Origin of the sequence: Paracoccus simplex, from assembly GCF_042648325.1 — a bacterium.
Taxonomy (GTDB): domain Bacteria; phylum Pseudomonadota; class Alphaproteobacteria; order Rhodobacterales; family Rhodobacteraceae; genus Paracoccus; species Paracoccus simplex.
The window spans coordinates 1-13847 of sequence record NZ_JBHRXE010000037.1; the positions used below are offsets into that span (position 1 = coordinate 1).

Annotated in this window: 15 protein-coding genes; 8 read left to right on the top strand and 7 right to left on the bottom strand. The window is 68.9% G+C overall.

What is annotated here, in order from left to right; translation table 11 throughout:
• The 5 genes from odhB to ACFOMP_RS12770 all read left to right on the top strand — a co-directional run.
• Nucleotides 1-760, top strand: a 760-nt coding sequence (odhB, locus tag ACFOMP_RS12750) for a 2-oxoglutarate dehydrogenase complex dihydrolipoyllysine-residue succinyltransferase (RefSeq protein WP_379031123.1), incomplete at its 5' end; no start/stop codon positions are given.
• A gap of 162 nt (nt 761-922) precedes the next feature.
• Nucleotides 923-1180, top strand: coding sequence for a hypothetical protein (locus tag ACFOMP_RS12755; RefSeq protein WP_289893166.1), 258 nt, complete (start codon nt 923-925; stop codon nt 1178-1180).
• Complete coding sequence (locus tag ACFOMP_RS12760) at nt 1180-1572, top strand: MAPEG family protein (protein ID WP_289893165.1); 393 nt, start codon at nt 1180-1182, stop codon at nt 1570-1572. Before ACFOMP_RS12755 ends, ACFOMP_RS12760 begins: the two co-directional genes overlap by 1 nt.
• 44 nt (nt 1573-1616) lie before the next feature.
• Nucleotides 1617-3011: a dihydrolipoyl dehydrogenase gene (lpdA, locus tag ACFOMP_RS12765; RefSeq protein ID WP_379031128.1), complete on the top strand. Its 1395-nt coding sequence runs from the start codon at nt 1617-1619 to the stop codon at nt 3009-3011.
• 155 nt (nt 3012-3166) lie between these two features.
• Complete coding sequence (locus ACFOMP_RS12770; protein ID WP_019353763.1) at nt 3167-3661, top strand: transglycosylase SLT domain-containing protein; 495 nt, start codon at nt 3167-3169, stop codon at nt 3659-3661.
• A gap of 51 nt (nt 3662-3712) precedes the next feature.
• Here ACFOMP_RS12770 and ACFOMP_RS12775 read toward each other — a convergent pair whose 3' ends face one another.
• Together ACFOMP_RS12775 and ACFOMP_RS12780 are read right to left on the bottom strand one after the other, a co-directional pair.
• Entirely contained in the window at nt 3713-4153 is a 441-nt protein-coding gene (locus ACFOMP_RS12775; protein ID WP_289893162.1) for a GNAT family N-acetyltransferase, read from the bottom strand.
• On the bottom strand, nt 4150-4989 hold the full coding sequence (locus ACFOMP_RS12780) for an AAA family ATPase (RefSeq protein WP_289893161.1): 840 nt from the start codon (nt 4987-4989) through the stop codon (nt 4150-4152). Before ACFOMP_RS12780 ends, ACFOMP_RS12775 begins: the two co-directional genes overlap by 4 nt.
• A gap of 160 nt (nt 4990-5149) precedes the next feature.
• Here ACFOMP_RS12780 and dksA point away from each other — a divergent pair, with 160 nt between their 5' ends.
• The 3 genes from dksA to ACFOMP_RS12795 are packed head-to-tail and all read left to right on the top strand — an operon-like array spanning nt 5150 to nt 7064.
• Entirely contained in the window at nt 5150-5572 is a 423-nt protein-coding gene (gene dksA / locus ACFOMP_RS12785; RefSeq protein ID WP_024842929.1) for an RNA polymerase-binding protein DksA, read from the top strand.
• A 41-nt stretch (nt 5573-5613) separates the two neighbouring features.
• Nucleotides 5614-5955 (top strand): hypothetical protein, encoded by a 342-nt coding sequence (locus ACFOMP_RS12790; protein WP_379031133.1) that lies wholly within the window; start codon nt 5614-5616, stop codon nt 5953-5955.
• 17 nt (nt 5956-5972) lie between these two features.
• Nucleotides 5973-7064, top strand: coding sequence for an FAD-dependent monooxygenase (locus tag ACFOMP_RS12795; RefSeq protein ID WP_289894852.1), 1092 nt, complete (start codon nt 5973-5975; stop codon nt 7062-7064).
• 167 nt (nt 7065-7231) lie between these two features.
• Here ACFOMP_RS12795 and glmM read toward each other — a convergent pair whose 3' ends face one another.
• The 5 genes from glmM to ACFOMP_RS12820 all read right to left on the bottom strand — a co-directional run bounded on the left by glmM (nt 7232) and on the right by ACFOMP_RS12820 (nt 13797).
• Nucleotides 7232-8575 carry a phosphoglucosamine mutase gene (gene glmM, locus ACFOMP_RS12800; RefSeq protein ID WP_379031136.1) on the bottom strand — a complete coding sequence of 448 codons (1344 nt, stop codon included), beginning with the start codon at nt 8573-8575 and terminating at the stop codon, nt 7232-7234.
• Between the two features lie 10 nt (nt 8576-8585).
• Nucleotides 8586-9557, bottom strand: coding sequence for a dihydropteroate synthase (gene folP / locus ACFOMP_RS12805; protein ID WP_379031139.1), 972 nt, complete (start codon nt 9555-9557; stop codon nt 8586-8588).
• Nucleotides 9558-9602: 45 nt separating this feature from the next.
• A complete protein-coding gene (locus ACFOMP_RS12810; RefSeq protein ID WP_289893157.1) occupies nt 9603-10385 on the bottom strand; it encodes a dihydroneopterin aldolase in 783 nt (260 codons plus the stop codon).
• A gap of 83 nt (nt 10386-10468) precedes the next feature.
• On the bottom strand, nt 10469-11017 hold the full coding sequence (locus tag ACFOMP_RS12815) for a cell wall hydrolase (RefSeq protein WP_289893156.1): 549 nt from the start codon (nt 11015-11017) through the stop codon (nt 10469-10471).
• Between the two features lie 218 nt (nt 11018-11235).
• On the bottom strand, nt 11236-13797 hold the full coding sequence (locus tag ACFOMP_RS12820; protein WP_379031143.1) for a putative PEP-binding protein: 2562 nt from the start codon (nt 13795-13797) through the stop codon (nt 11236-11238).
• Between the last annotated feature and the right edge of the window lie 50 nt (nt 13798-13847).

The window sequence follows — 13847 nt, forward strand, 5'->3', positions numbered from 1 at the left end:
CGCCTCGCCCGCCCCGGCACCGGCCCAGGCGCCGCGCGCGCCCAGCTCGGCCGATGACGCGGCGCGCGAGGAGCGGGTCAAGATGACCCGCCTGCGCGCCACCATCGCCCGCCGGCTGAAGGACGCGCAGAACACCGCCGCGATGCTGACCACCTATAACGAGGTGGACATGAAGGGCATCATGGACCTGCGCAACACCTACAAGGACCAGTTCGAGAAGAAGCACAAGGTCAAGCTGGGCTTCATGTCCTTCTTCGTGAAGGCCTGCTGCCATGCCCTGAAGGAAGTGCCCGAGGTCAATGCCGAGATCGACGGCAGCGACGTGGTCTACAAGCATTTCGTCCATATGGGCGTGGCCGTGGGCACGCCGAACGGTCTGGTGGTTCCGGTGGTGCGCGATGCCGATCAGAAGAGCTTCGCCCAGATCGAGAAGGAAATCGCCGAACTGGGCCTGCGCGCCCGCGACGGCAAGCTGACCATGGCCGAGATGCAGGGCGGCACCTTCACCATCTCGAACGGCGGCGTCTATGGCTCGCTGATGTCCTCGCCGATCCTGAACCCGCCGCAATCGGGCATCCTGGGCATGCACAAGATCCAGGAGCGGCCGGTCGTCGTCGACGGCCAGATCGTCATCCGGCCGATGATGTATCTGGCGCTGAGCTACGACCACCGCATCGTGGACGGCAAGGGCGCCGTGACCTTCCTGGTCCGCGTCAAGGAGGCGCTGGAGGATCCGCGCCGGCTGCTGATGGATCTGTGATCGCATCGGGGTGCGGCTTCGGCCGCGCCCCGGCCCGCTCGGGGCGCGCATCCGCGCCATGCGTGTCTCGCGCAACTCTTTCCGGCCTGTTCCGTTGTCCCGCACGGGGCCGCCTTGCCGCTCATCCTGACGGGAAGCCGGGCCGCAACGGAGGATTGTCCCATGACCCAGTTGATCGCCCATTACACCGTCGCCGGCTATGCCGCCTTCAAGACCGCCTTCGACGCGGATGCCGAGGATCGCGGCAATAACGGCCTGTCGCTGTTGCAGCTTTGGCGCGAGAGCGACCAGAGCGCCTGGGCGCTGTTCCAGGTCGGTGACGCCGTGGCCGCCAGGGCCTATCTTGAGGGCGCGGCCGGGGTCTTCAACAGCCAGGCCGGCGTTTCGGCCACCGAGTTCCACTTCGTCGAGACCGCCTGATGGCCGCCGAGACCACCGCCCTGGCCCTGGCCGCCTTGCTGCAGGCCATGCAGATCGGCCTTGCCGCAGCCTCGATGAACCGCGACGTGGGCGCGAAATGGAATGCCAGCCCGCGCGACCGGCAGCCGGAATTCTCGGCCCTGACCGGCCGGCTGCGCCGCGCGGTGGACAACCATTTCGAGGGGCTGGTCCTGTTCACCATCGCCGTGGTGCTGGTGGTGCTGTCCGATGCCGGCAGCCCGCTGACCACGCTTTGCGCCTGGCTCTATCTGCTGGCGCGCATCCTCTATGTCCCCGCCTATGCGCTTGGCTGGTCGCCCTGGCGCTCGCTGATCTGGGCGGTCGGATTTCTCGCCACCCTGGTGATGATCGTCACCAGCCTGTTTACCTGAACCGCGCCGGCGCAAGCGGCACCGGCTGATGCAAGGAGTCCTGAATGTCCACCTATGACCTGATCGTGATCGGCGCCGGCCCCGGCGGCTATGTCTGCGCGATCCGCGCCGCCCAGCTGGGCCTGAAGGTCGCCTGCGTCGAGGGCCGCGAGACGCTGGGCGGAACCTGCCTGAACGTCGGCTGCATCCCCTCGAAGGCGCTGCTGCATGCCAGCCACATGCTGCACGAGGCACATGAGAACTTCGAGAAGATGGGCCTGATCGGCGCCGCGCCGCAGGTCGACTGGCAAAAGATGCAGGGCTACAAGGCCGAGACGGTCGGCGGCAACACCAAGGGCATCGAATTCCTGTTCAAGAAGAACAAGATCGACTGGCTGAAGGGCTGGGCCAGCATCGAGGCGCCGGGCAAGGTCAAGGTCGGCGACACCACCCACGAGACGAAAAAGATCGTCATCGCCACCGGCTCGGAGCCGGCCAGCCTGAAAGGGGTCGAGGTCGACAACGCGGCGGGCGTGGTGGTCGATTCCACCGGGGCGCTGGCGCTGCCGAAGATCCCCAAGTCGATGGTGGTGATCGGCGCCGGCGTGATCGGGCTGGAGCTGGGCTCGGTCTATGCCCGGCTGGGCGCCCAGGTGACGGTGGTCGAATACCTGGACGCCATCACCCCCGGCATGGACGCCGAGGTGCAGAAGCAGTTCCAGAAGATCCTGGCGAAACAGGGGCTGAAATTCGTCCTCGGCGCCGCCGTGCAGGGCGCCACGGTCGAGGGCGACAAGGCCAAGGTCAGCTACAAGCTGCGCAAGGATGACAGCGAACATGCCATCGAGGCCGAGACGGTGCTGGTCGCCACCGGCCGCCGCCCCTATCTCGCCGGGCTGGGCCTCGACACGCTGGGGGTGGCGCTGACCGATCGCGGCTTCGTCAAGGTGGACAGCCATTGGCAGACCAATGTGGCGGGCATCCATGCCATCGGCGACACGGTGCCCGGCCCGATGCTGGCCCACAAGGCCGAGGACGAGGGCATGGCGGTCGCCGAGGTCATCGCCGGCAAGCATGGCCATGTGAATTACGACGTGATCCCCGGCGTGATCTATACCACGCCCGAGGTCGCCTCGGTCGGCTTGACCGAGGAAGCGGCGAAGGAAGGCGGCCGCAAGGTCAGGATCGGCAAGTTCCCCTTCATGGGCAATGCCCGGGCCAAGGCGCTGTTCCAGGCCGACGGTTTCGTCAAGCTGATCGCCGATGCCGAGACCGACCGCGTGCTGGGCTGCCACATCATCGGCCCGAATGCCGGCGAAATGATCCACGAGGTCTGCGTGGCGATGGAATTCGGCGCCTCGGCGCAGGACATCGCCCTGACCTGCCACGCGCATCCGACCTGCTCGGAAGCGGTGCGCGAGGCGGCGCTGGCCTGCGGAGACGGCGCGATCCACGCCTGATCGGGCCATATCGGCGGATTGCCACCGAAACTGCCGCAACCTTACGGCGAAATTCCGCCGACAGGCCGTCCCGACCGGGGCGGCCGTTTCTTTTGAATTCCCCGACTCTCGCGGCTGTGGCTAATCCCTTGGTCAATGAAAACACGAGGGCAGCCATGAAATCCATGATCGGTCTGTTGGTGCTGAGCGGTGTGCTGGCCGTCAGCGCCTGCGGCGATAACCGGGTTGACCCCGACCGCCGCTATCTGGTTGAACCGCGCGCCTCGGCCGCCGAGACCGTTGGCCTGCACGCGAACGAGACCCCGGAACTGCGGCGGCTGATCAACAAATACGCCGCCGAATACGATGTGCCGACCGATCTGGTGCATCGCGTCATCATCCGCGAATCGCGCCATCGCCCCGGCGCCCGCAACGGCCCCTATTACGGGCTGATGCAGATCCTGCCGGCCACGGCGCGCGGCATGGGCTACCAGGGCAGCGCCCAGGGGCTTCTGGATGCCGAGACCAACCTCAAATATGGGGTCAAATACCTGCGCGGCGCCTATATGGTCGCCGATGGCAACAAGGACGCCGCCGTCAAATGGTATGCGCGCGGCTATTACTACGAGGCCAAGAAGAAGGGCCTGCTGAAGGCCACCGGCCTGCGCTGATCACTTGGGACGGTGATGCGAGAGGGCGGCCCTGGGCCGCCCTTCTCCGTTTCAGAGCTTGCGGTTGTAGCGGATGAACGGCGATTTCGCCGCCACCCGGTCGTAAAGCATCCGCCCCGGATAGTTGTCCTCGGCCGTCAGCCAATAGACCGCGGGCACGCCGGCCCGGTCGGCGGCGGCATAGACGGCCTCGATCAGCCCCCGCGCCACGCCGCGGCCGCGCGCCTCGGGCGCGGTGAACAGGTCCTGCAGATAGCAGACCCCCTCGTCGCGCCAGAGATTCGGGTGAAAGACGTAATGCGTCAGCCCCAGCAGCCGGCCGCCCTCGTCCCAGACCAGCCCGTGAAAATCGCGCGCATCGCCCGAGACCAGCCGGGCGAAGGCCTTGTCGTAGAATGCCGCCGGCCGGTCGTGGAAGCCATAGAAGGCCTGGTACCCCTCATAGAGGCGTTGCCAGGGCGCGCGGTCCTCGGGGCGCAGTTCGCGGATCATCGCTGCCGCCGGGCCATGAAGGCCAGCCGCTCGAACAGCGCCACGTCCTGCTCGTTCTTCAGCAGCGCGCCGTGCAGCTTGGGCAGCATCTCGCCGGCCGGGCGCTTCAGATCCTCGGGCGACAGGTCTTCGGCCAGGATCAGCTTGAGCCAGTCCAGAAGCTCGCTGGTCGAGGGCTTCTTCTTCAGCCCCTGCACCTCGCGCAGTTCCAGGAACTGGCTCAGCGCCTCGTCGAGGATGCGGCGCTTCAGCCCGGGATAATGCACCTCGACGATGCGCTTCAGCGTCTCGGCATCGGGAAAGCGGATGTAGTGGAAGAAGCAGCGGCGCAGGAAGGCGTCCGGCAATTCCTTTTCGTTGTTCGAGGTGACGATGACCACCGGCCGGTGCCGGGCCACCACCGTCGCGCCGGTCTCGTAGACGTGGAACTCCATGCGGTCGAGTTCCTGCAGCAGGTCGTTCGGGAACTCGATGTCGGCCTTGTCGATCTCGTCGATCAGCAGCACGACCTTGCCCGGCGCCTCGAAGGCCTGCCACAGCTTGCCCTTGCGGATGTAATTGCCGATGTCATGCACCCGCGCCTCGCCCAGCTGGCTGTCGCGCAGCCGCGACACGGCATCGTATTCGTAAAGCCCCTGCTGCGCGCGGGTGGTCGATTTCACGTTCCATTCGACGATGGGCAGGTTCAGGCTGGCGGCGACCTGCCGCGCCAGTTCGGTCTTGCCGGTGCCCGGCTCGCCCTTGACCAGCAGGGGGCGTTCCAGCGTGATCGCCGCGTTGACGGCCATCGCCAGATCGGCGGGCGCCACATAGGTTTCGGTCGAGGAAAACTGCATCCGCCTGTCCTTTGCGCAATCTGCGCGACCCTAGCCAGCAGCCGCCGGCTTCGCAAGCGGCGGACAAAACCTGACGGAATGGCCTAGTGACAATTGGTCTGCCATACTTTATGCGGGCGCCAAGGATCGGGCATCCAGTCGCCCGGCTCCCGGAGGAACGATGAAAGCCCAGACCTTTCTGCCCGAAGATTATCGCCCCGCCGAAGACGAACCTTTCATGAACGAGCGGCAACTCGAATATTTCCGCCGCAAGCTGATTGCATGGAAACAGGAGCTGCTGGACCAGTCCGCCGAGACATTGGAAGGTCTGCAGGATAGCGCCCGCAACGTGCCCGACCTGGCCGACCGCGCCTCCGAGGAAACCGACCGCTCGCTGGAGCTGCGCACCCGCGACCGCCAGCGCAAGCTGGTCGCCAAGATCGACGCGGCGCTGCGCCGCATCGAGACCGGCGAATACGGCTATTGCGAGATGACCGGCGAGCCGATCAGCCTCAAGCGGCTGGACGCGCGTCCCATCGCCACCATGACGCTGGAGGCGCAGGAGCGCCACGAGCGGCGCGAGCGCGTGCATCGCGACGACTGAGCCCGCAGCCGCCCCGGCCTCGCAGCCCGAAAGGAGCAAGCATGCCGGACCACAGCTTGAAACCCGTGACGATCCTGCCGCCCGACCGGGCCGCGGATTGGGGAACCCCGCCGATCTCTGGCGTCGGCCGGGATTTCCATAGGCTGGGGGTCCGCCACGCCGCGCCGGGCGGCGGCACGGTCCGCCCCACCGGCAGGCCGATGGTGACCGGGCTCGGGAACACGATCCGCCGCGAGGATAAGGTCGTGGTGCTTTGCGGCGGCGAAAGCTGGACCGGCGCCGCGGCCCCCGACCTGACCGAGATGCGGCGGCGACGCCCCGATCTGCCGCAGGACCGGCTCGACCAGGTCCGCGCCGGCACCAGCGCCGAGGTGCGACGCTGAGCCCGCCCCCCGTCACCATCATCGGCGCCGGCATCGCCGGCCTGACCGCCGCCTGCGCGCTGGCGCAGCGCGGTTTTGCTGTCACCGTGCTGGAACGCGCCGGCGCGCTGCGCGAGGTCGGCGCCGGCCTGCAGATCTCGCCCAACGCGGTGCGGGTGATCGAGGCGTTGGGGCTGTGGCCGCGCTTCCGGGCGATCTCGGCACCCTCGCAGCGGGTCGAACTGCGCGATTCCGCCGGCCGGCCGGTCGCGGTGCTGGACCTGGCCCGGCATCGCCCGCAGGACCGCTTCCGGCTGGTGCATCGCGCCCGGCTGGTCACGCTGCTGGAACAGGCGGCGCGCGAGGCCGGTGCCCGGATCGAGCTGGGCCACGAGGTCACCGCCCTGCCCGACGTGCCGCTGCTGATCGGCGCCGACGGGGTGAAAAGCCGGCTGCGCCCGGCGCTGAACGGCGCCGAGACGCCGTTCTTCACCGGCCAGACCGCCTGGCGGGCGCTGATCCCGGCCGAATCCGATGCCGTGCCCGCGGCCCAGGTGTTCATGGGACCGGGCCGGCACCTGGTCAGCTATCCGCTGGGCCAGGGCCAGCGCAATATCGTCGCCGTGGTCGAACGTCCCGACTGGCACGAGGAAGGCTGGTCCATCTCCGGCGATCCGGCCGAACTGCGCGCCGCCTTCGCGCGCTTCGGCGGCCCGGTACCCGGCTGGCTGGAACAGGTCGAGCGGGTCGGCATCTGGGGCCTCTTTCGCCATCCGGTCGCCGCGCATTGGCAGGACGGCCGGCGGGCGCTGATCGGCGATGCGGCGCATCCGACCCTGCCCTTCATGGCCCAGGGCGCGGTCATGGCGATCGAGGATGCCTGGATACTGGCCGCCTGCCTCGACGCCGGCCCCGACCAGCAGACCGCCCTGGCGCGCTTCCAGGCCCTGCGCCAGCCGCGCTGCCAGCGGATCGTCGAGGCGGCCAATGCCAATGCCCGCAACTACCACCTGCGCGGCCCGACCCGCGCCGTCGCCCATGCCGGGCTGCGCGCCGTCTCGCGCCTGGCCCCGACCCGGCTGATCGAGCGCTTCGCCTGGCTCTACGATTACGACCCGACGGCGCTCTGACGCGTCCCTGTGCTGCAACGCTCATGCGGAACGCCCGCGTCACCGCAGCATGGGTATTTGTGAAACGGTGAAAGCGCCGCCGCGCCGCCATGGCACGCCTGTGCCCCGTTTCACCGTTTTCCAAATACCCCGGCCAACCTCGCCAGCGGCGCGACCCGCGCCCGCGGTCAGGCCGCCCGTTCCACCGCCGCGACGATATTCTCGACCACCTCGCGCAGCACGGTCTCGTCCTCGGCTTCGGCCATGACCCGGATCAACGGCTCGGTGCCGGACTTGCGGATCAGCACCCGGCCGCAGCCGTCCAGCCGCGCCTCGGCCCGCGCGATCTCGGCCTGCACGCTTTCCTGGGACAGCGGATCGGCCCCGACGGCATAGCGCACGTTCTTCAGCAACTGCGGCACCGGCTGGAATTGCACCACTAGATCCGAGGCGCGCCGGCCGCTATCCGCCAGCGCCGCCAGGAATTGCAGGCTGGCGATCAGCCCGTCGCCGGTGGTGGCGTAATCGGTCATCACGATATGGCCCGACTGCTCGCCGCCCAGGTTGAAGCCCTGGCCGCGCATCCGCTCGACCACGTAGCGGTCGCCGACAGCGGTCCGCTCCAGCCGCAATCCCCGGCCCTGCAGGAACCGCTCGAGCCCCAGGTTCGACATCACCGTCGCCACCAGCGCCCCGCCGCGCAGCCGGCCCTGCGCCGCCCAGCGATCGGCCAGCAGCGCCATGATCTGGTCGCCATCCGCCACCTGGCCCCTTTCATCGACGATCATCACCCGGTCGGCATCGCCATCCAGGCTGATGCCCATGTCGGCGCCATGCTCCAGCACCGCGCGGGCGCAAGCCTCGGGATGGGTCGAGCCCAACCCGTCATTGATGTTGTGGCCGTTCGGGGACACGCCCAGCGGGATCACCTCGGCGCCCAGTTCCCACAGCACGTCCGGGGCGGCGCGATAGGCGGCGCCGTTGGCGCAATCGACCACCACCTTCAGCCCCTCGAGCCGCTGTCCGGCCGGGAAGGTGGTCTTGGCATATTCGACATAGCGCCCGCGCCCATCGTCGATGCGCTTGGCGCGGCCGATGTTCTGTGGCTGCGCCGGGGTGATCTCGCCTGCCACGATGGCCTCGATCTCGGCCTCGGCCTCGTCCGAGAGCTTGAAGCCGTCCGGGCCGAAGAACTTGATGCCGTTGTCATGCGCCGGGTTGTGGCTGGCCGAGATCATGATGCCCACATCCGCCCGCATCGAGCGGGTCAGATAGCCCACCGCCGGGGTCGGCACCGGGCCCAGCAGCAACACGTTCATGCCGGTCGAGGTCAGCCCGGCGGTCAGCGCGTTTTCCAGCATGTAGCCCGACAGGCGGGTGTCCTTGCCGATGACGACGCGGTGGCGATCCTCGCCGTTGCGGCGGAAATAGCGGCCGGCGGCGGCACCCAGGCGCAGCGCCATCTCGGCCGTCATCGGATGGGTATTGGCGCGGCCCCTGACGCCGTCGGTGCCGAAAAGTTTCCTGCTCATCTTGCCCCGCTCAACTCGTTTCTGTGGTCACGGCCCGCCAGAGGGCGAGGCCCTGCCGTGTTTCCGCCACGTCATGGACGCGGTGGATCTGTATGCCCTGCGCGACCCCGGCCAGCGTCACCGCCAGCGTGCCCGCCATCCGCTCGGCCGGCTCGTCGGCGCCACCGATGCTGCCGATGAACCGCTTGCGCGACACCCCCAGCAGCACGGCGCAGCCCAGCCCGTGATAGACCGAGATCCGCCGCAGGATCGCCAGATTATGCGCCTGCGTCTTGCCGAAACCAATGCCCGGATCGATCACGATCCTGTCGCGGCGTATGCCCGCCGCCTCGGCCCGCGCGATGCGCTCGGCCAGCGCGTCATAGACGTCCAGCAGCACGTCGCCATAGGTCGGGTTGTCCTGCATCGTCTGGGGGATGCCCTGGGCGTGCATCAGGCAGACCGGCACGCCCGCCGTCGCCACCGTCGCCGCCATGGCCGGGTCGAAATCGAAGCCCGAGACATCGTTGACCAGTCCCGCCCCGGCGGCGATGGCGGCCCGCGCCACCTCGGCCTTGCGGGTGTCGATCGACACCGCCGCCAGTGCACGGCCCGCTGCGATGGCAGGGGTCACGCGGGCGATTTCCTCGGCCGCGGGCACCTCCTGCGCGCCGGGCCGGGTCGATTCGCCGCCGATATCCAGGATCTCGGCCCCCTGCCCGGCCAGCCGCCGCGCCTGCGCCGCCCCGTCATAGGCGCCGCCATCCGAGAAGCTGTCGGGCGTGGCATTGACGATGCCCATGATGCGCGGCCGGTCCTGCGACAGGCCCAGGAGCGGCGCGCGGGGCCCGGTCAGCGCCGCCAGCACCGCGTCGGGGGCGCTGTCCACCACGCGCGGCGCCTGACCGCGGCGCAAAAGCTCGAATCGAGAGAAGCGCAGCCAGCCGCCGGCAAGCTGCCAGCGGCCGGTTTCGCAAGGGATGGGGCGGAAGTAATCGGTCATGCTTCGGGTCTCTACGCCGGCCGGCAGCCGATTCAAGCGCGAAGATCAGATCCGTCCGGTCGGAACGCGAAAACCCGCCGGCACCGAAGGCTCCGCCGCGCCCGAGGGCAGAGCCCAGTCGAGCCGGCTCGCCCCCAGCCGTTCGGCCAGCCACAGCGCCAGCGCCTGCGGCTCGGCCGCGAGACCCGCCACGTCGCGCACCATCCGGGCCGGGGCCCAGACCACGACGCGGCCTTCGCTTGCCGCCCAGTCGAGCTCGGTGCGGCTGTCGGCGACGGTCAGTCCCAGATGGCCGGCCAGGGCCCAGGCGGCCTGGTCCAGCGCCAGCAACTCGATCTCGCGCGCGTTGCCGCCCTGCGGCAGGGGCAGGCGCGGCGCGTCGGGGACCAGCGCCACGGCGCCGTCGGGCAGCACCATGTCGCGGCCGTGGAAAACCACCCGGATCGGCGCCGCGATGTCGTCGGCCTCGACCCGCGCCTGGCGACGCACCAGCGTCACGCCCAGCGCCCCGGGGATGCGGTCCAGCTTTTCGACCATGACCGAGACCTGCGCGGCGCGCGGATGCGCCAGGATCTGCGCGGCGATCTTCTCGGCCAGCGTCTCCAGCAGGTCATAGCGGCGATCCGCCAGCCCGGCCGCCACGGCGCCGGTCAGGATGTCATAGCTGAGGATCCGGTCCACCTCGTCGTTCACGCCGACGACATGGGTCGCCAGGTCGACGTCGATGTTGAAGCGCAGCCGCTGCGGGTGACCCCGCTCGGTCTGAAACGCCCCGATCTCGGCCGAGACGATGTAGTCGCGCAGGTGGATGCGGTCTGGCTGGTCCATGCCGCCTGTGTTTTCAGGAAAATGGCCCCGCCGCAAGAGACGGGATCGCGAAATCCACGGAAGGAATGCGTCAGCCTGCGACCTTAGTTCGAGGCGAACCGGCGATCCGAGCGATAAAAGGTGTGGCTGCCGATGCGGATCGTGCGCTCGAAGCGCTTGGACCAGGACGGCCGGACGCCGCGGGCGTGGAAATAGGTCGCGCCATTGGTCAGCGTGCGCGGCGCGCCGGCCAGCGCCGCCATCGCGACCTTCTGCACCCGGGCGAAGGTGCCCTTTTCGCGGATGCGGGCGCCCTTGTTATAGGTGAACTGGCCGCGCTGGTTGACCACGCCGCAGACCGTCTTGGGAAAGCGCGGATGATCGACGCGGTTCAGGATGACCTCGGCCACGGCGCGCTGGCCATTGACGCCTTCGCCGCGGGCCTCGAAGTAAAGCGCCTCGGACAGGCATTGCAGATCGCGCTGGCTGATCTGGTGCAGGCCGGTCGCGGTGCGGACGGTCTTGATCTCTTGCTTGGTCTCGTGGGCGACCTGGTGCTGGGCATCGGCCAGGACCGGAGCGGCGGCGAAGGGCGAGAGTGCGACGGCAACACACACGGAAACGCGCGCCAGCCATGACTTGTTGAGCAGCATGTCGGTCCTGTTTTCGGTCCGGGGAGCAGACCCGGTCAGTTTCGTCGGGAAGACCCGTTCCGGGCCGTGAACTGACCGTTAAAGGCCCGAAACCGCCAAGACCGATCCAGCCCACATGCGCGTGAGAGGCCGGATTCGATTGAATTTGCTGGATTCTGGCGGAAACCCGCCGACCGCAAAAAGGTTAACGGGCGAATTCCGGCCAAAACCGGCTGGTCTTAGGACCTGTCGCCAGCCGCCGATTCCGCCTCTTCGCGGGCCATGAGAATCGATTCCTGCGCCGCGGCAAGCCGCGCCACCGGCACCCGGAAGGGCGAACACGAGACGTAATTCACCCCGGCGCGCAAGCAGAAGGCGATCGATTCGGGGTTGCCGCCATGCTCACCGCAGACCGAGATGGTGATGCCCGGCTTGTGGCTGCGGGCGCGGTCGGCGCCGATGGCGACCAGCTCGCCCACCCCGTCCTGGTCCAGGATGTGGAACGGATCCTCGGCATAGACGCCCTGGTTGACATAGGTGCCCATGAAGCGGCCGGCATCGTCGCGCGACAGCCCATAGGTCATCTGGGTCAAGTCATTGGTTCCGAAGGACAAGAACGCCGAATGCTCGGCGATGTCGCCGGCGCGCAGCGCGGCGCGCGGCGTTTCGACCATGACGCCCAGCCGATAGGTGAAGTCCTTGCGGGTCTCGTTGCGGACGGCGGCAGCGACGGCGTCGATGCGGGTCTTGACCAGTTCGACCTCGCGCCGGGCGCTGACCAGCGGGATCATGATTTCCGGGACCACCGGGTCGCCGTTATGGCTGGCCTCGATGGTGGCCTCGAAGATGGCGCGGGCCTGCATGTCATAGATCTCGGGGACGGTGATGCCCAGCCGCACGCCGCGCATGCCCAGCATCGGGTTGAATTCCGACAGCGCCTCGACCCGGCGGGTCACGTCCGACAAGGGCAGGTCAAGCGATTCGGCAAGTTCCCGCATCCCCTCGCGGTCATGTGGCAAAAATTCGTGCAGCGGCGGGTCGAACAGCCGGATGGTGACCGGCAGGCCGGCCATGATCTCGAACAGCGCCGCGAAATCGCTGCGCTGCATGGGCAGCAGGCGCTCCAGCGACAGGCGGCGGTCCTCGGGCTTCCCGGCGAAGATCATCTCGCGCATGGCCGGCAGCCGCTCGTCGTCGAAGAACATGTGCTCGGTGCGGCACAGCCCGATGCCTTGCGCGTTGAACATGCGGGCGGTGCGGGCGTCCTCGGGCGTGTCGGCATTGGCGCGCACCTTGATGCGGCAATGCGCGTCGGCCCATTCCAGAAGCTGGGTGAAGCTCTCGTCCAGCGCCGGCTCCAGCATCTCGGCGGCGCCGGCCAGCACCTCGCCCGAGGTGCCGTCGATGGTCAGCTCCTCGCCCTCGCGGAAAATGCGGCCGCCGACCAGCATGGTGCGGGCGCGCGGGTCGATCGAGATGCCGCTGGCCCCGACGATGCAGGGCAGGCCGATGCCGCGCGCGATCACCGCGGCGTGGCTGGTCATGCCGCCGCGCTCGGTCAGCACCGCGACGGCGGCATGCATGCCGCGGATGTCCTCGGGCACCGTCTCGCGGCGCACCAGCACGCAGCGCTCGCCCCGCGCCTCGGCGGCCTGGGCGGCGGCGGCGGTGAAGACGACGCGGCCGGTGGCGGCGCCGGGGCTGGCATTGATGCCGCGGGCAATGATGTCGCGGGGCGCGCGCGGATCGACCTGGTGGTGCAACAGGTCCGAAAGCGCCCGCGGCTCGACCCGCATCACCGCCTCTTCCGCCGGGATGATGCCGTCGCGGGCCAGCGCCACGGCGATGCGGACGCTGGCCCGCGAGCTGCGGCTTACCCGCACCGCATCGATGATCGAGAGCCGGCTGTCCGAAACCACGAATTCGATCTGCATCTCCTCGCGCAGCCTTTCGCGGGCGGCAACGCCGAAGCGGACCAGGTCGGCAAAGACCTCGGGCGCGGCTTCCTGCAGCGAAGGGCCGCGCGGATCGCAGGTCAGGTAGAGCGTCTCGGCCCCCTCGCCCTTCGAGCGGCCCTGGCTCTGGCCGCGGAAGCGGCCGGTGATGCGCGGCGCGCCGGTCACGCTGTCGATGAACTGGATGGTGCCCGAGCCGGTGACGCCCGGCCCGATGGCCAGCGCCATATCCTGCACCACCAGCCCCAGCGGCGCGATGGCCGGCGCCCCCTTGGCCTGGCGCAGAAGCCGGGCGGTCGGCCCGTCCCAGGCCCGCGCCATGCTGCGCAGCACCTCGGCCAGCTGCCGGGCCGGATCCTGGGGGAATTCCTCGTCGGTCTCGTCCTCATAGGCGCGCAGCGCGGCGTCGAGCCCGCCCTCGCTGTCCGAGAACATGTCGGGGTCGAGCCGGGCGACATGGATCGCGTAGGATTGCACGAAGCCCAGATAGATGGCGTCGGCCGCCGCCTTGCCGCGGCTTTCCACCAGCCGGGCGTGGCATGCGTGGTTGATGCCCACGTTCAGCACCGTGCCCGGTCCGCCCCAGGCCGGGTTCATCGCCGAGGGCCGCACGCTGACCAGCCCGTCGGCGCGCTCGATGATGGCGGCGAGGCGGGCGCGGTCGGGCATCTGTCCGGCGGAGATGGCGCGCACCGCCTCGGCCGAGAGCGCGAAGCTGGTCGGCACCGGCAGCTCCATGCGGATCAGGCGCTGCAGGCATTTGGCGCGCCAGCCGTGGCGTGCGGTCTGGATCCCCGCCGAGGGGGTGATTTCGACGATGGCTCCGGGATCTGTCAGCGCGGTCATGGTGCCGTCACATTAGGCATGGCCGGTGCATTGCTGCAAGTGCGAAGAGC